We start from the raw sequence: 18,276 nt of genomic DNA on the forward strand, positions 1-18,276 counted from the left end.
CAGTATCGGCGGTCAGGTCAGGCGCCACACCGCGACGGGGTGATTGGGGTCCGGCCCGTAGGTCAGGCGGCCCGGTTCCACGGCGGTGAAGACCACGGTCCGCTCGGTCGCGCCCTCGTCGAATCCGGTGGAGCACCGCATGGCGAGCCCGGCCGAGCCGTCCGAGCCGACGAGAGCGAAGTCGGCGGGCGTCAGGTCCTCCGCGCCGCGCGTCCCCTCCACGGTCAGGGCGACCGTCAGGAACGGCCCGGACGTGCAGGCCCCGGTCCCGGCCGTGACCCGGCCCGGAGTCAGCCGCACCTCGGTGGCCGTGTTGCGCAGGGTGACGGTCTGGCCGGGGGCGAGAATGGGCGCACCGGCTCGTGGTCGGCCTCCGCGCGACGTTCCATTTCCGCGTCCCAGTCTTCCACGGCGCGCATTGTAGACAGGCGAAAAGTCATTGATGACTTACGATGCGTCGATGTCCGGAACTTTGAAGCGCAGGCTCGCCCTGGCCGTCGTGGCCGGGGTCGGCGCCACCCTGATCGTGTCCGCGGCGCCGGCCGCGGCCGGCGGGGTGCCGCACATCCGAGGCGGGGAGACCGTGCCGGTCTACTCCTACGAGAACGCCGTCCGGGAGAGCGTCTGGGTGCAGACGCCGCTGGACAACGACGAGGACGGGGTGCCCGACAAGGTCGCCGTCGACATCGTGCGGCCCCGCGAGACGGCCGACCGGCGCCTGAAGGTGCCGGTCATCCTCGAGGGCTCGCCCTACTACTCCTGCTGCGGTCGGGGGAACGAGAGCGAGCGCAAGCAGTACGACGCCAACGGCACCATCGTGAAGCAGCCGCTCTACTACGACAACTACTTCGTGCCGCGCGGCTACGCCTTCGTCGCCGCCGACCTGGCCGGCACCGGCCGCTCCACCGGATGCATGGACGTCGGTGGCCGCGAGGAGGTTCTCAGCGCCAAGGCCGTGGTCGACTGGCTGAACGGGCGGGCCAAGGCGACGTACGCCGACGGCACCCCGGCCGTCGCCACCGGCTGGACCAACGGCCGGACCGGCATGATCGGCAAGTCCTGGGACGGGTCGGTGGCCAACGGCGTGGCCGCGACCGGTGTCGAGGGCCTGGAGACGATCGTGCCGATCTCGGCCATCTCCAGCTGGTACGACTATCAGCGCTACAACGGCGTGCTGCGGGTCGAGGACTATCCCGAATACCTTTTCTCGTACGTCAACGGGCGGCCCCTTTCCGCATGCGAGGCGACGGTTTCCCGGCTCGACGAGGGCAGCGACGACGCGACGGGTGACTACAACGGGTACTGGGCCGAGCGGAACTTCCGGCCGGACGCGCGCAAGGTGCACGCCAGCGTGTTCATCGCCCACGGGCTCAACGACACCAACGTGACGACCGATCAGTTCGCCGAGTGGTGGACCCGTCTCGGCGTACCCAAGAAGATGTGGCTCTCCCAGGCCGGGCACGTCGACCCCTTCGACCTGCGGCGCGCCGACTGGGTCGACACCCTGCACCGGTGGTTCGACCGCTATCTGCAGGGTCTGCGCAACGGAATCGACCGGGAACCGGCCGTGTCGATCGAGACGACGCCCGGCACCTGGGTGAGCGAGCGGACCTGGCCGGCCGCTCGGGTGACCAAACAGAGAGTCACGCTGGGCAACGGCGACGGGACGACGGGAACGCTGGGTGGTGGGTCCGGGCGAGCCGTCCGTACGTGGACAGACGCCCCCGATCTCGATGAGGCCACCGCCGTCGCGAGCCCGAACACCGCGGTCCCGGGCCGGGTCGCCTTCCTGTCCGCCCCGCTGACCCGCGAGGTCCGCGTCTCCGGCACCCCGTCGGTGACGCTGCGCGTGCGGGTCGACAAACCGACGACCGAGCTGACCGCCCGGCTCGTCGACTACGGCACCGCCACCCGCGTCGACTATCTGGGCCGGGGCGAGGGCATCACCACGCTGCCCACCGAGTCGTGCTGGGGCGCCGCGACCGCGGCCGACGACGCCTGCTACCGCGACACCGCGCCCAGCCTGGTCACGGCCGACCACGCGATCCTGACCCGGGGCTGGAAGGACGCGGCCCACCACGTGTCGCTGCGGTTCACCACGCCGTTGCGCCCGGACCGCTGGTACACCGTGACCGTCCCGATGCAGGCCACCGACCAGCGCCTGCCCGCCGGTCACGTGCTGGGCCTGATCCTCCAGGCCAGCGACAACGAATATTCGACACCGCAGTCGACCGGCGCCACCATCGCCCTCGATCTGCGCGGCAGCTCCCTGACCCTGCCGCTGGTGGGCCGCCTGCCCCAGCCGGGCGCCACCGCCCCGTCCGTGTCGACGGCGCCCGTGCCGCGCACGTTCGCGCCGCCGCGATTCGATCCATTGGTTCCCTGATTTCGGATTTCTGGTGCGGTCACTGTTGGGGCGCTGTTTCCCAACAGTGACCGCTGCCGCAGTTTCCCGTCATACCTCACGGGTATGCTGCTGCCACGGAGCTGATCACCCGTCACCCACGCTGCTGCGGCGCGGAGCGACATCGGCGCCGGGTCGGCCATGGGGAGGTCGCAGTGCCATTGCTCGCGGGGAGATATCGGCTGGGGGAAGCCCTCGGCCAAGGCGGCAGTTCGGTGGTGCACTACGGCTTCGACACGACCCTGAAGCGCCCCGTCGCCATCAAGATCTTCGACGAGTCCGCGACCGACGTGCTGCGCGAGGCGCGCACGGCGGCCGGGCTCAGTCACCCGAACATCGCCCAGGTCTACGACTACGGCGAGGTCGTCGACGGCAGTGACCGCACGCCCTATCTGGTGATGGAGTTCGTCGACGGCGAGACCCTGTCCGACCGGCTGGCCCGCACCGGCGCGCTGCGCTGGCGCCAGGCCGCCGAGATCGGCAAGGAGACCGCCTCCGCGCTGGCCGCCGCCCACGCCCAGGAGCTGGTCCACCGCGACGTCAACCCGCGCAACATCATGCTCACCTCCGAGGGCGTGAAGGTCCTCGACTTCGGCATCGCCATCGCGGCCGGCCACAACAGCATCGACATCAGCGGCGCCCTGTGGGGCAGCCCGTCCCACCTGGCCCCCGAGCAGCTGCGCGGCGAGCCGAGTTACCCGTCGGCCGACGTCTACGCGCTGGGCCTGCTGCTGTTCGAGTGCCTCACCGGCGACCGGGCGTGGCCGGGCGCCAGCCTGGTCGAGGTCCTGGCCACCCGTCACGGCCGCCCGGCCCCGCGCCTGCCCCGCCTCTCCGGCCTGCCCCGCGACATCATCCGGCTCTACGAGGCCTGCACGGCCGAGGACCCGGCCGACCGCCCCACGGCCCTCGAGATCGCCGAGATCCTCCGTGGTTTCGCCCCGACCCCGCTGACCCGCCCGGCCAGCCACATCCCGTCGGTCCGCTCGGCCACGCAGACCGTTCCGGTCACGCCGGCGGTCACGGCGGTCTCGCCGCGCCGCTCGCGCCGCCGGGTCACCGTCGTCGCCTCCGCCGCGGCCGTCGCGGTGATCCTGAGCATCGTCGGCGTGCAGCTGGTCAACGGCACCGGCACCCCGGGCGGCAAGCAGGCCGAGGCCGCAGTCGAGGGCACCCCGCCGCCCCCGGCGGCCACGCCGCGGACGAGCAGTGCCACCCCGTCCTCGGCCCCGGCCACCGAGCCGGACGAGGAGACGACGAGCACGACCAGGTACGGCGGGCAGACCAAGAACCCCGGCTACACCAAGTCACCGGGCAAGAAGCCCACCAAGAAGCCCACGAAGTCCCCGTCGGCGACGCCGTCGGCCACCCCGAGCAGCGCCCCCGAGACGGTGGAGCCGTCGAAGGAGCCGACCCCCTCGAAGACCCCCGACGAAACAGAGCCTCCGGTCGACCCGACCGACGACCCGACGGACCCGACAACGGCCCCGACCACGGAGGACACCACGCCACCGACCACAGCCCCGGCCGACCCGGTCGACGGCAAGACGGTCGCCTAGCCCGAGGTCACTGCCGGCCTATCGAGCTTCTGCGTATTGCGGCCGCCCGTTGCCGCAGCGCTGATGCCTCGTCGGTCCGGCCCAACGCCTCCAGCGTGCCCGCGAGGTTGCCCAGCCCGAGCACGGTTTCCCGATGCCCAGCGGGTACGGAGGCCTCAGTGACATCGAGAGCACGGCGCTCGAACTCCAGGGCGGCGGAGTGACGGCCCTGGGTGGAGAAGAAACTCAGCCGGCCGATGAGACACGCGAAATTGGCGTCGATATGGGGTGCTGACAGGCTCTGCTCAGGCCAGGTGTCGACCTGCGTTCAGTCGCTCAGCAGCTCGTGGAGTTCGGCGAGGGCGTCCTGTTCCCGCTCGGTGCGGGGCTCCAGTGGGACGCCGGCACGGTCGAGGAGATCGATCGAGACGGCCAGCACGCCGGTGAGCATGACGTGCAGCATCCAGTGCTTGTTCTCCGCGTACAGGCGGAGCAGTTCGGCCACCAGCTCGGGGAACTCGACGGGGTCGATCTTCCAGAAGTCGCCGGTGCCGAGCTCGTCGGTGAGGCCGGTGGGTCTGCCCGCGAACTCGGCCGCGGTGGCGATCATGCCGATGTAGACCTGGCCGGCCTGGTTGGCCGGCCACCAGATGCCCTCGTCCTGGAACTCGAAGGTGTAGGTCACGCTGGTCGCGTCCGGTCGGCGATGGCGGTGACCAGGTCGTCCCACAGCGGTTTCGGGCGGTCGTGGCCCATGTCGGGGACCAGCATGAGCTTGGCGCCGGGGATCAGCTCGGCCGTCCGGCGACCGCCGGACGGGTCGATGAGGGTGTCGTCCAGGCCGTGGATGACCAGGGTCGGCACCTGAAGGGTGGCCAGCTCGGCGGCCCGGGAGCCGTCCAGGATCATGGCGCCGAGCTGGCGGGCGATGCCGGCCGGATAGTAGGCGCGGTCATAGCTGGCCGCGGCCAGTTCCCGCAGGGCCGCGGCGTCCGCGTATCGGCGCGAGGCCCACACCAGCTCCCGTTCGGCGGACGCGATGTAACCGTCGCGGTCGGCCGGTCTCGGTGCGAACAGCACCTGCTGGGCCTGCGGCGTGGACTGGCCCACGCCGGGCTCGCCGGTCGAGGACATCATCGACGTCAGCGTGCGGACCCGGGACGGATGCCCGATGGCCATCCGCTGGGCGATCATGCCGCCCATCGAGGCGCCGACGACGTGCGCGCGGTCGATTCCCAGCGCGGTGAGCAGGCCGAGCCCGTCGCCCGCCATGTCCGCGAGCGTGTACGGGACCATCTTCCGGGCGGTCGCGATGTCACCGCTGCTGACCGCGGCGATGAACGCCATCAGGTCGACCGGCTGGTGCTCCCATGTGGTGGACAGGCCGCAGTCCCGGTTGTCGTAGCGGATCACGTAGCGCCCGCGGTCGGCGAGCATCCGGCACAGGTCCTCGTGCCAGGCGATCATCTGCGCCCCGAAGCCCATGACGAGCAGCACCGCCGGGTCGTGCGGGCGGCCGAAGGTCTCGTAGGCGATCTGTACGTCCGGGGAAACGCTGGCAACGGGCACGGGGGTGACTCTGGCACAGTCCCCTCGCTGGTGTAATCAATTAATGATCTCCAGTGAGCCGCTGGCGTGGGGAGTCGTGGCCAATGTCAGCCGTGAGATCCTCGTTCGCCAGTCGGGCCGGAAAAGGCCGGGGACGCGGCATTTCGTGCCGGGCGCGAGGGTCTGGGTGCTGGCGGTCGGGGCCGACGGGGGCGAGCAGAGGTACGTCGTCGGCACTCGTCGCAACACTGGGGGACGGCGCCTCATCCGGCTGGTGATGGACACCAAGTACCTCGTGAACTACCGGGTCCGGCCCATCTACAGTGCGGCCGTCTACGCCAGCATGGGGCAGCCCATGGAATTCGGCGACCCCATGCCGTACGAGTCCCGGGAGGACGCGCAGGAGTCGGTCGACACCTGGAAATGGCACCGGACGCGCCGGCCCCATCTTGCTCTCACCGGGCGGGAACGCCTGATGCACAACGCCGACGAGGACTGCGAGTTCTGCGACGGGCGTGATGCTTGTCAGATCGGCGCCGCCCTGGACACCAATCCGTACGAGCGGCCCGGCCGGGAGACCCGGGGCAGCTCGTACGGCATGTGGCGAGCCGGCTGGCTCATCGAGAAGAACCGCGAGAACCCGTCCCTGATCGACGATCTCGAACTCCGGCACGTCGCCCTTGTTCGCTACAGCCTGCGCCTCGAAGCCGAGGAACTGGCGCGCGATGTGGTGGGCCGGACGATCGCCGAACTGGAGGCGGACAGGATCGGGCGTGACCGCGTCCATTTCGTCGCCGGGGAGCGGCAGCCCCGGCCGCTGGACGGCGTCGTGCACGCCTGGATCGATGCTGACGAACGCGTGATCCGCGCTCGGACCGGCTGATTTCCGCTCCCAGCGAACGGTGGAAGATCCTCGGAAGGACGGAGGTTGAGCCCCGCATACTCAACTTTTCGGAGGTGCCGGGTGGTTAGCAAGCGACTTCCCGTGTTGTTCCTGGACGACATCGTTCTGCTGCCGGGCATGGTCGTGCCGGTCGAGCTGGACGAGCCCGCTCAGGCCGCCGTGGACGCGGCCCGCACCTCGGCCGGGTCCGAGCTGCTGATCGCCCCGCGGCTCGAGGACCGTTACGCGTCGCATGGTGTGGTGGCCACGGTTCAGCAGGTCGGCAAGGCCCGCGGTGGTACGCCCGCCGCTGTCCTGCGCACCGGGGTGCGTGCCCGCATCGGTGGCGGCGTGACCGGGCCCGGTGCGGCCCTGTGGGTCGAGGTCGAGCCGGTCGAGGCCGGTGTTCCCACCGAGAATGCCCGTGAGCTCGCGGCGGCGTACAAGAAACTGGTCGTCTCGGTCCTCCAGCGCCGCGAGGCGTGGCAGGTCATCGACTCGGTCAGCGCCATCGACGACCCGGGTGACCTGGCCGACACCGCCGGCTGGGCGCCCTATCTGGCCAACGACCGCAAGCGTGAGCTGCTGGAGACCCCCGATGTGGAGGCCCGGCTCAAGCTGCTGATCGAGTGGACCGGCGACTTCCTGGCCGAGTCCGAGGTCAGCGACAAGATCGAGCACGATGTGCGCGAGAACGTCGAGAAGCGCAACCGCGAATATCTGCTCCGTGAGCAGCTCAAGGCCATCCGCAAGGAGCTCGGCGAGGACGAGGCCGAGGGCAACGACGACTACCGCGCCCGCGTCGAGGGGGCCGACCTGCCCGACGCCGTCCGCGAGGCGGCCCTGCGCGAGGTCGGCAAGCTGGAGCGGGCCGGCGACCAGAACCCGGAGGCGGGCTGGATCCGCACGTGGCTCGACACGGTTCTCGACCTGCCCTGGAACGTCCGCACCGACGACAACACCGACCTGGCCGCGGCCCGCGCCGTCCTCGACGCCGACCACCACGGCCTGGACGAGGTCAAGGACCGCATCGTCGAATACCTCGGTGTCCGGGCCCGCCGCGAGTCCCGCGGTCTGACCACTGTCGGTGGCCGCGGATCCGGCGCCGTGATCCTGCTGGCCGGCCCGCCCGGAGTCGGCAAAACCTCGCTGGGTGAGTCGGTCGCCCGTACCCTCGGCCGCAAGTTCGTCCGGGTCGCCCTGGGCGGCGTCCGCGACGAGGCCGAGATCCGGGGCCACCGCCGTACGTACGTCGGCGCGCTGCCCGGGCGCATCGTGCGGGCCATCCGCGAGTCCGGCTCGATGAACCCGGTCGTGCTGCTCGACGAGGTCGACAAGGTCGGCAGCGACTATCGCGGCGACCCGGCGGCGGCCCTGCTCGAGGTGCTCGACCCGGCGCAGAACCACACGTTCCGCGACCACTACCTCGACCTGGACCTCGACCTGTCCGACGTGCTGTTCATCGCCACCGCGAACGTGCTCGACACGATCCCGCAGGCGCTGTTCGACCGGATGGAGCTCATCTCGATCGACGGCTACACCGAGAGCGACAAGGTCGCCATCGCCCGCGACTTCCTGGTGCCGCGGCAGCTTTCGCGGGCCGCGCTGAACGAGGGCGAGGTGACGGTCACCGAGGGCGCGCTCCGCGAGATCGCCGCCAATTACACCCGAGAGGCGGGCGTACGCTCCTTCGAGCGCCTGCTCGCGAAGGCGTTCCGCAAAGCGGCGCTGGGCGACCTGCCCGTCACGGTCGAGGCGGCCGACCTCAAGGACCTGATCGGCCGGCCCCGGTTCACCCCGGAGTCGTCCGAGCGGACGGCCGTCCCCGGCGTCTCGACCGGACTGGCCGTGACCGGGATGGGCGGTGACGTGCTCTACATCGAGGCGTCGCTGCTGCCCGGCGACAAGGGCGGTCTGTCGGTCACCGGCCAGCTCGGCGACGTGATGAAGGAGTCGGCGCAGATCGCGCTCTCCTACGTGCGGGCGCACGCCGAGGAGCTCGGCATCTCGCCCGAGCAGCTCGACCACCCGATCCACCTGCACGTGCCCGCGGGCGCCGTGCCGAAGGACGGGCCGTCGGCCGGCGTCACGATGACCACGGCGCTGGTCTCGCTGCTGCTCGGCCGCAACGTGCGGGCCGAGGTCGGCATGACCGGCGAGGTGTCGCTGACCGGCCGGGTGCTCCCGATCGGCGGCGTGAAGCAGAAGCTGCTCGCCGCCCAGCGGGCCGGCCTCACCGAGGTCTACCTGCCGCAGCGCAACGAGCCCGACCTGGACGACGTGCCGGCCGACGTGCTGGAGGCGCTGACCGTGCACATCGTGGCGGACGTCCGCGAGATCCTGGCCACGGCCCTGGAGCCGGTCGCGGCCGGCCTGGTCACCGCGGCCTGAACGATGGTGGGGCCCGTCAGCGATGACGGGCCCCTTTTTATCTAGCCTGCTCCACGCTGCACCACCAGCTGGTGCGGCCGCCCACCTTGCTCATGGACATGGGGGCGCCGTCTCGGGGGCAATGGCCGCCCGCCCGGCGGAACGGGATCAGCTTCAAGGTGTGGACGCCGCCGTCGCGGATGGCCGCCCGCACGGCCTGACGGGTTGCTCGCAGGAGGCGGTCGATGTCTTCCGCGGTCAGGTGGTCGACGCGGCGGCCGGGGTTCAGGCGGGCCGACCACAGGATCTGGTCGGCCAGCAGGTTGCCGATGCCGGCGATGGCGTCCTGGTCGAGCAGGCGGGCCTTGACCGGGGCCGTGCCGAAGGCCAGGGCGGCGCGGAACTGGGCCGGCGTCACCGTGGCCGCGTCGGGGCCCAGCGCCTCCACCGGCGGATCCAGGCGCACCCGGCCCAGGCGGCGCGGGTCGACCAGCATGAGGCGGCCGCCGTCGGCGAAGAACAGGGCGAAACGCGACCAGCGGTAGTCGCCGGGCAGGCGGCGGCCCTCCCAGTAGTCGCCGCCGTCGATCTCGCCGCCGTCCGGATCGGCGATCACGATCTTGCCGGACATGCCGAGGTGGATGCCCAGCTCCGGGCCGTCGTCGCCGGTGTCACACCACATGCTTTTGCCGCGCCGGTGTGCCCGTACGAGCTCACGCCCGACCAGAGCGTCTTTGATCTGGCCCGGCGGGTGGGGCCGGCAGACGTACGAATCGGCGTCGTCGACGTCAATGATCTTGCGGCCGAGGCCGGACCGCTCGATGACCGCGCGGGCCGACTCGACCTCAGGCAGCTCCGGCATGTTCATCCCCGTTCAGTCCTGTTGTTCGGCGCTGCCCCGGGAATACCCGAGTTCGGCGCCGCCACGCAACGGTATGCCGGACGGGCTGGCACACGGCGGTCATTGCCGGGTGCGGGTTTCGCCGCTTACCGTCATCGATAGACGCCTCGCTGTGGCGGGTGTCCGACCCCCTCGACCACGCCGGCCGCCGCGCCTCTCCACCGCGCGCCCCCGTGAGTCGCATCCCCCCACGTAAGGGCCTGGTTTCGCATGCGCACCCTCCGCTTTCGCGCCCTCGTTCTGGCCGGTTCCGTGCTGCTGAGCACCTTGCTGCCGGCGCTGCCCGCCCGCGCGGACTCCGCGCCCACCCTCGCCGGCCGGATGGCCGCGGTGCGGACCGCGAACACGATCAACTACTACCCGTCGAACGCCGGCTGGACGTACATGTGGACCAGCTTCGATCTGGTACGCATCCACGCCGACTTCAACAAGGCGGCCGCGCTCGGCGCCGACAGCGTCCGGGCCATCGTCTTCCCGCAGACCTTCGGCTTTCCGGTGCCCTCCTCGACGTACACCAATGAATTGAGCACCTTTGTCGACCTGGCCGAGGCCAACGGCCTCGACGTGAAGCTGACCCTGTTCGACTGGTGGTCCGGCTACACGGACGTCGCGGGCAGCATCACGTGGGCACAGACCCTGCTGGCGCCGTACGCCAACGATCCCCGGGTGATCGCCGTCGAGCTGAAGAACGAGATCCCGCCGAACGACGCCGCCGCCATGAACTGGGCCCGCCAACTGATCCCGGCGATCCGTACGACCGCACCCACCATGCCCCTCACGCTGACCGTCGACGGGGCCAGCGGGGCCACCGGCATGGCCACCCTCAAGACGCAGCTGGCGACGACGCCGCTGGACTACTACGACTTCCACTTCTACGGCGCCTCGGAACGGTCCCTGGCCGAGATCCGCCGGGCACAGACCGCTGTCGCCCCGGACGAGGTGGTGATCGGTGAGACCGGCCTGAGCACCCTGTCCGCCTCGGAGGGGGAGCAGGGCGCCTATCTGGCCCGGGTCTTCCGCGCGGCCGGCGAGGCGGGCATCGGCTCGGTCGCGCCGTGGACGCTCAACGACTTCGCCCAGGGCGCCATCCCGACCAACTCCTCGGTGTCGGCGCAGCCCGCGCAGTACAAGTTCGGTCTCCACCGCACCGACGGCACCCCGAAGTTCGGCGCCTCGGTGGTCGACGCGGCCTGGACCACCGGATCGACCCCGAACAGCATCCTCAACCTGGGCTTCGAGGCGGCCGCGGCCGAATCGCCGTGGCGGCAGTACCTTCCGCAGGCCGGCGCCGCCGTGGTGACGACCGAGGCGGCACGTACGGGCATCAAGTCGGCCAAGTTCTCCGGCACGACCCGCTCCGGCAGCAACCTGCCCTCGTTGCTCACCTCGCCCATCACCCCGGTGCAGGCCGGGCAGGCGTGGCACGCCGAGGCGTACGCCCGAGGGGTCTCCGCCGCCGGCATCACCGAGATCGCGCTGAGCTGGTTCGACATCAACGGGACGTGGATCGGCCAGAACACTTCGAACCGTCTGCCGACCGGCACCACGAGCTGGACCAAGCTTTCCGTCGACACGGTCGCGCCGGCCGGCGCGGCGAGCGTGCAGCTGCACCTCAAGTCCGGCGACAACACCGGAACCGTCTACTACGACGACGTCGCGATCTCCTGAGGCCCCGACACGGCCGCCCCCGGGGAAGGGGGCGGCCGCGTCTCGCCGGGGGTCGGCGAGTCTCAGAGCCCGCTGAGCAGGGCCAGCAGGAAGTTCAGGATCGCGGCCAGCTGGCCGGCGGTCGGCGTGCCGTCGAGCAGGCCGACAATCGCGCAGAGCAGGTTGCCGAGCAGGTTCCCGGCGCCGGACACCGCGTTGATGACCAGATGCACCTGGTTGAGGTCGACCGTCAGGCCGAGCAGGTCGAGGTGCAGCGGGCCGAGCGTGAGGTCCAGGATCCGGCAGGTGGCCTGGGCGACGAAGGCGGGAGCGGTCACCGACTGCTCGACGGTGCCGACGGCGGCACCCGCCGAGTCGGTCAACGTGCCGGTCAGGGTGCCGGTGGCCACCAGACTGCCGTCCTGGGCGGCGAACTTGGTGGGCGTGAAGCTGCCGGCGAACGTGCCGGTCCCGCCCGCGGCGTCCGTGAAGGTGCCGGTGATCGGGGCGCTGGGAACGGCGGTGGTGGTGGCGGGCGGCGCGGCGGAGGCTGGGCTGGCCCCCACCGCGGTCAGGCCCAGTGCCGCCACCACGGTGACGGCGAGGATCGAGAGCCTCTTCCGGAGTGTCATGGTTCCTCCTGGCGATTCGCTGTGGACACCGATAAGCCTCGATGCCGCCGGGGTGCCGACCCAGTGACCGCTGCCATCGGGATCGCTGACAAAAGTCACGTTTGCCGTGTTACTGCAGCTCTTGGCTTTACTGCAGCTCTTGGCTCTACTGCAGCCAGCCGGAACTCTCGGCCAGGCGGACGGCTTCGAGCCGGTTCCGGGCGCCGGTCTTCCGCAGGATCACCGAGATGTGGTTACGGACGGTGCCGGCGGCCAGATGCAGCCGGGCCGCGACCTCCCGCGAAGGCACTCCGGACGCGGCGACGCTGAGCACGTCGAGTTCGCGCGCCGACAGAGGGCTGCGAGGGGCGGCGACCATGGCGACGGCCAGACCGGCGTCGATGACACGCTCACCACGGGCCGCCCGGCGGATGTCACGGACAAGCTCGCAGGGCGCGGCCTGGGTGCCGACCACGCCGCGGACGGGGGCGTCGAGCGCCCGGTTGAGCCGCCCGGAGGCGTCCGGCCCGGCCAGCACGAGCACGGCGCAGCGGGGTTGCTCGGCGCCGAGCCGCCCGAGAAGCCGGAGCCCGTCACCGGCCAGCAGCCCGACGTCGACAAGGGCCACGTCGGGCCGCACGGCACGGGCCATGCCGGGCGCTTCGGCAAGCTCGCCGAGCTCGGCGACGACATCGAGGTCGTCTTCGAGGGAAAGGGTGGCGGCGAGGGCGCCGCGGAGCAGATTCATGGGTTCGACAAGAAGAACGCGGATCACAATGGCCTCCCAGCCACGATCAGTCCGGTGGGAAAGAACGACACAGCGCCGGGAGAGAACACCGGCACCGGCCCGATTCCGAACCGGGAGATCTAGCTGGGAGGACCGCAATATTTGGTGGTACGCCCGGACACGCGCACAGGCGCGACAAGGGCCCGAACGGCAGCCGGCACATCCGGCCACCAGAACGAGGACAAGGTGCCCAGAGAAGGCGCCGCCCCACCGGAGGAGTCACGCACCGAGGGCCCGCCGCCGGCCCGGTCCCCGGGCTGCCCAGGCGAAGCCGGCGCCGCGTGCGGCAGTGCATGGCTGTTCCCGGCGGGCACCTGATCGTCGAAGTCACACCGGACGCCCACAAACGCCCGCTCATCACTGATGCTGCTCTCACCGCCAAGTTGTGGCCAGCGCAGACCATCCCCATAACCCGAAATTTCCGGCATGCGGAGCGGGGCCGGGGCGAGCGACGCCGTCAGCGGGAGCGGCTCAGCCAAGGCTGCCGAGCGAAGCGGCAGTTCCAGCGTCGGCGGCGATGGGATGCCCGGCGTGGGTAGCGAGAGGAACTCGACGGCGCCCGAGCCCACCGCCCCTGTTGCCACCGTGAGCTTCCCCGGGTCGAGGACTTCCCTGGGCCTGGACAGCCCTGCGATTGCCGGGTCGAGCAGTTCGGCGGATTTGGGGAGGTTGGCGGTTACCGGGTCGAGGAGTTCGGCGGGTTTGGGGAGGTTGGCAGTTGCCGGGCTGAGGAGTTCGGCCGGCGTGGGAAGGGTGGTGGTCGCCGAGGTGAGGAGAGCGGTGGCCTGCGGGACCGTCGGAACCTTGTGCTGGGGAAGGCTGGTAGTGGCCGCGCTTGTCGGAAGCTTGGTGGTCGCTGTGCCCAGCGGCTTCGCGGGGATGAGGCGGTGGAGCGGGCGCGGAGCCTTGGCCTCGGCTGTCCTCAGCGTGGTGGCCGTCCGTGCTTTGGCCTGCGACGTCTTGTGAGTGGTTGCCTTCTGGGCCGAGACCGTCACCCGCTTGGCGACCTGGGGAATCGGGCTCGCTTGCTTCGTGATGGCCTTCTTGCTCTTCGAGGCAGTCGTGATGGTGCGCTCTGATGCCTTCGCGGTGACGCCCTTGCGCTCTGCGGCCTTCGAGGTGGCGGTCTTGGCGGCGGCGGTCGCGCGCTCTGCGGCCTTCGCGGTGACGGTCTTGCGCTCTGAGGCCTTCGAGGTGGCGGTCTTCGCGGTGGCGGTCTTGCGCTCTGAGGCCTTCGAGATGGTGGCCTTCGCGGTGGCGGTCTTGCGCTCTGAGGCCTTCGAAGTGGCGGCCTTCGAAGTGGCGGCCTTCCGTTCCGCGGCTTTTGGCGTGGTGTCCCTGCGGGCGGTGGCCTCTCGGGTGACGTTCTGAGTCTTTGAGGGGAGGCTCTTGCGGGCTTCGGTCTTCGAGGAAGTCGCTACCGGCGATGGGGGAAATTTCCGGACTTTTGTGGCCTCGGTGGTTAACTTCGCGGCTGTCGGGGAGAAGGTGGAGTCGGTCAGGCTGTCGTCGGCCCGGGCGGCGTGGTCGAAGATCGTCAAGGCTGCGAAAGCGGCTATGGCCAGCCCGAACATGAGCAGGAGGCGGGTCGCTCGCTGTGCTGTCATGGGCCCGCCTCCTCTCGTCCGCATTGCTAGCTATCGATGGTTGCTACCCGTTTGCCGGGGGCTGACACCACGGGGCGGAAGACCAACTTGTCGTCCTCGCAGTCGACCATGATGGTCTGGCCGGGGCGCAGCTCGTTGAACAAGATCTGCTCGGACAAGGCGTCCTCCAGCTCGCGCTGGATCGTGCGGCGCAGCGGCCGGGCGCCCAGCACCGGGTCGAAGCCCTTCGCCGCCAGGTACTTCTTCGCCTCGTCGGTCAGCTCCAAGCCCATGTCCTTGTTCTTGAGCTGGGTCTCGATGCGCGCGGTGAAGATGTCGACGATCTCGAGGATCTCGTTCTGGCGCAGCCGGTGGAACACGATCGTGTCGTCGATACGGTTGAGGAACTCCGGGCGGAAGTGCCGCTTCAGCTCGTCGTTGACCCGTGACTCCTCGCTCTCCGCGGCCTGGAAGCCCGCCGGCGCCGCCCTCCGCGTGCCCAGGTTGCTGGTCAGGATGATCACTGTGTTCTTGAAGTCGACGATGCGGCCCTGGCCGTCGGTCAGGTGACCGTCCTCCAAGATTTGCAGCAGGGTGTTGAAGACGTCCGGATGGGCCTTCTCGATCTCGTCGAACAGGACCACCGAGAACGGCTTGCGGCGCACCTTCTCGGTGAGCTGGCCACCCTCGTCGTAACCCACGTAGCCGGGCGGGGCGCCGACCAGACGCGACATGGTGGAGCGGTCGTGGAACTCCGACATGTCCAATTGGATCAGCGCGTCCTCCGACCCGAACAGGAACGAGGCCAGCGCCTTCGACAGCTCCGACTTCCCCACGCCCGACGGGCCGGCGAAGATGAACGAACCCGACGGCCGTTTCGGATCCTTCAGGCCGGCGCGGGTGCGGCGGATCGCCTTCGCCACCGCCTGCACCGCGTCGTTCTGGCTGACGATCCGCTTGTGCAGTTCCTCCTCCATGCGCAGCAGGCGGGACGTCTCCTCGTCGGTCAGCTTGTGGACCGGGATGCCGGTCCAGTTGCCCAGCACCTCAGCGATCTGCTGATCGCCGACCTCGGGCGCGTGGCGGAGACGCATGCGAGCGCCGGCCTCGTCGATCAGGTCGATCGCCTTGTCCGGCAGGAAGCGGTCGGCGATGTACCGGTCGGCCAGCGTCGCCGCCGCGACCAGGGCGGCGTCGGTGAAGCTGACCCGGTGGTGGGCCTCGTACGAGTCCCGCAGGCCCTTGAGGATCTCGATCGTGTGGGCCAATGTCGGCTCGCCCACCGCGATCGGCTGGAGCCGCCTCTCCAGGGCCTTGTCCTTCTCGATGAACTTCCGGTACTCGTCGGAGGTCGTCGCCCCGATCAACTGGAAGTCACCGCGGGCCAGCAGCGGCTTGAGGATGCTGGCGGCGTCGATCGCGCCCTCGGCCGCGCCCGCGCCGACCAGGGTGTGGACCTCGTCGATGAACAGGATGATGTCGCCCCGGGCGGCTACTTCCTTCACCACTTTCTTCAGGCGCTCCTCGAAGTCGCCGCGGTAGCGCGATCCGGCGACCATGGACGCCATGTCCAGGGTGTAGATCTGCTTGTCCTTCAGCGTCTCGGGCACCGCACCCTCGACGATGGACCGGGCGAGCGCCTCCACGGCGGCCGTCTTTCCGACGCCGGGCTCGCCGGTCAGCACCGGGTTGTTCTTCATCCGCCGGGACAGCACCTGCATGACCCGCTCGATCTCCCGCTCGCGGCCGATGACCGGGTCGAGGCGGCCCTCCCGCGCCCGCTGCGTCAAGTTCGTACCGTATTGGTCCAAGACGGCGGAAGTGACCGGGGGAGTGGGCGCCTGATCCTCGTACAAGGAAAGACGCACCTGTTGGACGTCGGCGCCCAGCCGGACCAGCACCTGCATGGCGACGCCCTCGCCCTCGCGGAGAAGGCCGAGCAGGAGATGCTCGGGGCCGATGTGGTCGTGGCCGAGCTGCAACGCCTCCCGCAGCGACAGCTCCAGCACCTTCTTGGCCCCGGGCGTGAACGGGATGTGCCCGCCCGGCGCCGCCCCGCCGCGGCCGATGATCTCCTCGACCTGGCGCCGTGCGCTCTCCACGGAGAAGCCCAGAGCCGTCGAGTCCTCGTGAACGATGCCGAGCAGGAGATGCTCGGTCCCGATGTAGTCGTGGTCGAGCGCGCGGGCCTCTTCCTGAGCCAGGACGACCACTCGCCGCGCACGGTCGGTGAACCGCTCGAACATGCCACTCACGTCCTCGTGGCGAAGCCCCACGCACCCCGCCCGACGAAGAAAGTGGGCAGCCGGGAATCGCGTGCGCTGAGTCGGAGCCTCTTGGCGTCGGGGCGTGGCCCGCGTGGGGGACCTCGCTACGCTCGTGCATGCGCGGTGCGTTCCCAACGCTACAACGGGAGGAACACCATGAGTCAAACGCGGAGCCGTCGATCGGTGCCCGACCGGGCCCGCAAGCGGGCGATCCGGGCCCTGGCGGCCGAGCTCGGTGTGGCGTATTCCGTGGCCGCGCGCGTGACCGACGAGCACCGGGCCCTGATGTTCGCTGCTCGCGAACGCCGCACGTTCCTCGCCCGTGTTCGCGACGCCCGGCAGGCCGCCGAGCTTCCGCTGGGCCGCGCCGCCCACCTGGTCACGCGCTTTCCCGCATCGCGGGCGACGGCCCTCTACTGCGGCGAAGGCCGGGAAACAGCGATCGCCATGCTGTACGCGGTCGTCGAGCACGAGTCGCCGGACCTGCTGCCGCCGAAGGACGAATTGGACTGGGCGGCCGGGCTGGGCGAGGAAGCCGGTGTGGACATCGCCTGCGCGGCGGTGGACCGGGCGGCCCGGCTCCTGCTCGACGGCGACCGGTGGCAGCTCTGGGTCCGGATCGAGGCCGCCCTGACCGCCTTCGAGACCAGGGCCGATCGGCGTGTCCGGGACGCGGCGATCACCCTCGGACGAGAGCTCAGGTCCACCAGCCTGCGCGGGTCGCTCGACGGTGCCCGGCAGACCCTCGACGCGCTCCTGGTCGAGCCGTACGACGGCCTCGCCCCGGGGGCACGGGTCCCGGGGAGAGGCACTGTCGTCGGCGTCGTCTGGGAGCAGTCGGGCCCGCCCAGCGACTACGTGACTACTGCTTGATCCACTCGAGGATGTCGGCGTCCAGCTTGTCCTGGTAGTCGCCCTGGATGCCGTGCGGCGCGCCCTCGTACACCTTGAGCGTGCCGTCCTTCACCAGCTTGATCGACTTGAGGGCGGCGTCGCCGATCGGCACGATCTGGTCGTCGTCGCCCTGCGCGATGAGGATCGGCACGGTCAGCGCCTTGAGGTCCTCGGTGAAGTCGGTCTCGGAGAAGGCCTTCACGCAGTCGTACGCCGCGGCGAGGTTGACCAGCATGCCCTGGCGCCAGAAGTCGTCCTTGTCGCCCTGCGAGACGGCCCGGCCGTGGTTGGCGCCGAAGAAGCTCTCCGACAGGTCTTTCCAGAACTGCGACCGGTCCTTGAGCACGTTGGCCCGGATGCCGTCGAACACGTCGATCGGCAGCCCGTCCGGGTTGGCCTCGGTCCGCACCATGAGCGGCGGCACGGCGCCCGCGGTGATCACCTTGGCCACGCGGCCCTGCTGCTGGCCGTACTGCGCGGCGTAGCGGACGACCTCGCCGCCACCGGTCGAGTGCCCGATCAGGATCACGTCGTGCAGGTCGAGAGCTTCGATCACGGCGGCCAGGTCACGGGCGTACGTGTCCATGTCGTTGCCCGTGTAGGTCTTCTCCGACCGGCCGTGCCCGCGCCGGTCGTGCGCGATGGTCCGATATCCGGCGTCGGCGAACCGCTTGAGCTCGACCTGCCAGGCGTCCGAGCTCAGCGGCCACCCGTGGCTGAGCACGATGGGCTGCCCACTGCCCTGCTCGGTGTAGTAGATCTCGACTCCGTCGGGGGTGGTGATGAACGGCATCGCGGGGGCTTCCTTCTCGAGTAGCGACGTGCTGCGGATGCGAGGTA

Annotated in this window: 16 protein-coding genes; 6 read left to right on the forward strand and 10 right to left on the reverse strand. The window is 70.3% G+C overall.

Translation table 11 applies throughout. The features are described 5' to 3' along the window. Positions 1–12 precede the first annotated feature (12 nt). Positions 13–300 carry a hypothetical protein gene (locus ACQP2X_RS13565; RefSeq protein WP_498696864.1) on the reverse strand — a complete coding sequence of 96 codons (288 nt, stop codon included), beginning with the start codon at positions 298–300 and terminating at the stop codon, positions 13–15. A 160-nt stretch (positions 301–460) separates the two neighbouring features. On the opposite strand from ACQP2X_RS13565, the gene ACQP2X_RS13570 reads away from it, so the two are divergent. Beyond that, positions 461–2,386, forward strand: a complete 1,926-nt coding sequence (locus tag ACQP2X_RS13570) for a Xaa-Pro dipeptidyl-peptidase (protein WP_498696866.1) — start codon at positions 461–463, stop codon at positions 2,384–2,386. A gap of 173 nt (positions 2,387–2,559) precedes the next feature. After that, the gene (locus ACQP2X_RS13575) at positions 2,560–3,963 is read left to right on the forward strand and encodes a serine/threonine-protein kinase (RefSeq protein ID WP_498696868.1); all 1,404 of its coding nucleotides are present in this window, start codon (positions 2,560–2,562) and stop codon (positions 3,961–3,963) included. 7 nt (positions 3,964–3,970) lie between these two features. Here the strand turns inward: ACQP2X_RS13575 and ACQP2X_RS13580 are convergent, their stop codons facing one another. The 3 genes from ACQP2X_RS13580 to ACQP2X_RS13590 form a co-directional block, all read right to left on the reverse strand. Next, the gene (locus tag ACQP2X_RS13580) at positions 3,971–4,087 is read right to left on the reverse strand and encodes a hypothetical protein (RefSeq protein WP_498696869.1); all 117 of its coding nucleotides are present in this window, start codon (positions 4,085–4,087) and stop codon (positions 3,971–3,973) included. Between the two features lie 183 nt (positions 4,088–4,270). Continuing rightward, a complete protein-coding gene (locus ACQP2X_RS13585; protein WP_498696871.1) occupies positions 4,271–4,627 on the reverse strand; it encodes a DUF6086 family protein in 357 nt (118 codons plus the stop codon). Beyond that, positions 4,624–5,511 (reverse strand): alpha/beta fold hydrolase, encoded by an 888-nt coding sequence (locus tag ACQP2X_RS13590; protein WP_498696872.1) that lies wholly within the window; start codon positions 5,509–5,511, stop codon positions 4,624–4,626. The genes ACQP2X_RS13585 and ACQP2X_RS13590 overlap by 4 nt, the downstream gene beginning before the upstream one ends. 43 nt (positions 5,512–5,554) lie before the next feature. Between ACQP2X_RS13590 and ACQP2X_RS13595 the strand changes: the two genes are divergently transcribed. Both ACQP2X_RS13595 and lon read left to right on the forward strand, forming a co-directional pair. Beyond that, the gene (locus ACQP2X_RS13595; protein WP_498696873.1) at positions 5,555–6,373 is read left to right on the forward strand and encodes a hypothetical protein; all 819 of its coding nucleotides are present in this window, start codon (positions 5,555–5,557) and stop codon (positions 6,371–6,373) included. Between the two features lie 138 nt (positions 6,374–6,511). Continuing rightward, entirely contained in the window at positions 6,512–8,764 is a 2,253-nt protein-coding gene (gene lon / locus ACQP2X_RS13600; RefSeq protein ID WP_498700931.1) for an endopeptidase La, read from the forward strand. Positions 8,765–8,801: 37 nt separating this feature from the next. On the opposite strand, the gene ACQP2X_RS13605 is transcribed toward lon, so the two are convergent. Continuing rightward, positions 8,802–9,605 carry an Fpg/Nei family DNA glycosylase gene (locus ACQP2X_RS13605; RefSeq protein ID WP_498696874.1) on the reverse strand — a complete coding sequence of 268 codons (804 nt, stop codon included), beginning with the start codon at positions 9,603–9,605 and terminating at the stop codon, positions 8,802–8,804. A 249-nt stretch (positions 9,606–9,854) separates the two neighbouring features. Here ACQP2X_RS13605 and ACQP2X_RS13610 point away from each other — a divergent pair, with 249 nt between their 5' ends. Continuing rightward, on the forward strand, positions 9,855–11,312 hold the full coding sequence (locus ACQP2X_RS13610) for a cellulase family glycosylhydrolase (protein ID WP_498696876.1): 1,458 nt from the start codon (positions 9,855–9,857) through the stop codon (positions 11,310–11,312). Positions 11,313–11,374: 62 nt separating this feature from the next. Here ACQP2X_RS13610 and ACQP2X_RS13615 read toward each other — a convergent pair whose 3' ends face one another. The 4 genes from ACQP2X_RS13615 to ACQP2X_RS13630 all read right to left on the reverse strand — a co-directional run bounded on the left by ACQP2X_RS13615 (position 11,375) and on the right by ACQP2X_RS13630 (position 16,521). Beyond that, positions 11,375–11,923, reverse strand: coding sequence for a hypothetical protein (locus tag ACQP2X_RS13615; RefSeq protein WP_498696878.1), 549 nt, complete (start codon positions 11,921–11,923; stop codon positions 11,375–11,377). Positions 11,924–12,068: 145 nt separating this feature from the next. Further along, on the reverse strand, positions 12,069–12,650 hold the full coding sequence (locus tag ACQP2X_RS13620; RefSeq protein ID WP_498696881.1) for a LuxR C-terminal-related transcriptional regulator: 582 nt from the start codon (positions 12,648–12,650) through the stop codon (positions 12,069–12,071). A gap of 119 nt (positions 12,651–12,769) precedes the next feature. Beyond that, a complete protein-coding gene (locus ACQP2X_RS13625; RefSeq protein ID WP_498696884.1) occupies positions 12,770–14,296 on the reverse strand; it encodes a hypothetical protein in 1,527 nt (508 codons plus the stop codon). 26 nt (positions 14,297–14,322) lie between these two features. Continuing rightward, positions 14,323–16,521 carry an ATP-dependent Clp protease ATP-binding subunit gene (locus tag ACQP2X_RS13630; protein ID WP_498696885.1) on the reverse strand — a complete coding sequence of 733 codons (2,199 nt, stop codon included), beginning with the start codon at positions 16,519–16,521 and terminating at the stop codon, positions 14,323–14,325. 177 nt (positions 16,522–16,698) lie between these two features. Between ACQP2X_RS13630 and ACQP2X_RS13635 the strand changes: the two genes are divergently transcribed. Next, a complete protein-coding gene (locus tag ACQP2X_RS13635) occupies positions 16,699–17,415 on the forward strand; it encodes a hypothetical protein (RefSeq protein WP_498696888.1) in 717 nt (238 codons plus the stop codon). Here ACQP2X_RS13635 and ACQP2X_RS13640 read toward each other — a convergent pair. Then, on the reverse strand, positions 17,405–18,229 hold the full coding sequence (locus ACQP2X_RS13640) for an alpha/beta fold hydrolase (RefSeq protein ID WP_498696891.1): 825 nt from the start codon (positions 18,227–18,229) through the stop codon (positions 17,405–17,407). The two genes, ACQP2X_RS13635 and ACQP2X_RS13640, sit on opposite strands and share 11 nt — an antisense overlap. Positions 18,230–18,276 lie beyond the last annotated feature (47 nt).

The sequence above is a fragment of the Actinoplanes sp. CA-131856 genome (assembly GCF_050956135.1).
Taxonomy (GTDB): Bacteria; Actinomycetota; Actinomycetes; order Mycobacteriales; family Micromonosporaceae; genus Actinoplanes.

What these genes read in the sequence shown, in the direction of transcription:
- ACQP2X_RS13640 (WP_498696891.1), bottom strand. Translation starts at nt 18,229, where the DNA reads ATGCCGTTCATCACCACCCCCGACGGAGTCGAGATCTACTACACCGAG.
- ACQP2X_RS13625 (WP_498696884.1), bottom strand. Translation starts at nt 14,296, where the DNA reads ATGACAGCACAGCGAGCGACCCGCCTCCTGCTCATGTTCGGGCTGGCC.
- ACQP2X_RS13615 (WP_498696878.1), bottom strand. Translation starts at nt 11,923, where the DNA reads ATGACACTCCGGAAGAGGCTCTCGATCCTCGCCGTCACCGTGGTGGCG.
- ACQP2X_RS13620 (WP_498696881.1), bottom strand. Translation starts at nt 12,650, where the DNA reads ATGAATCTGCTCCGCGGCGCCCTCGCCGCCACCCTTTCCCTCGAAGAC.
- ACQP2X_RS13630 (WP_498696885.1), bottom strand. Translation starts at nt 16,521, where the DNA reads ATGTTCGAGCGGTTCACCGACCGTGCGCGGCGAGTGGTCGTCCTGGCT.
- ACQP2X_RS13570 (WP_498696866.1), top strand. Translation starts at nt 461, where the DNA reads ATGTCCGGAACTTTGAAGCGCAGGCTCGCCCTGGCCGTCGTGGCCGGG.
- ACQP2X_RS13635 (WP_498696888.1), top strand. Translation starts at nt 16,699, where the DNA reads ATGAGTCAAACGCGGAGCCGTCGATCGGTGCCCGACCGGGCCCGCAAG.
- lon (WP_498700931.1), top strand. Translation starts at nt 6,512, where the DNA reads ATGGTCGTGCCGGTCGAGCTGGACGAGCCCGCTCAGGCCGCCGTGGAC.
- ACQP2X_RS13610 (WP_498696876.1), top strand. Translation starts at nt 9,855, where the DNA reads ATGCGCACCCTCCGCTTTCGCGCCCTCGTTCTGGCCGGTTCCGTGCTG.
- ACQP2X_RS13595 (WP_498696873.1), top strand. Translation starts at nt 5,555, where the DNA reads ATGATCTCCAGTGAGCCGCTGGCGTGGGGAGTCGTGGCCAATGTCAGC.
- ACQP2X_RS13605 (WP_498696874.1), bottom strand. Translation starts at nt 9,605, where the DNA reads ATGCCGGAGCTGCCTGAGGTCGAGTCGGCCCGCGCGGTCATCGAGCGG.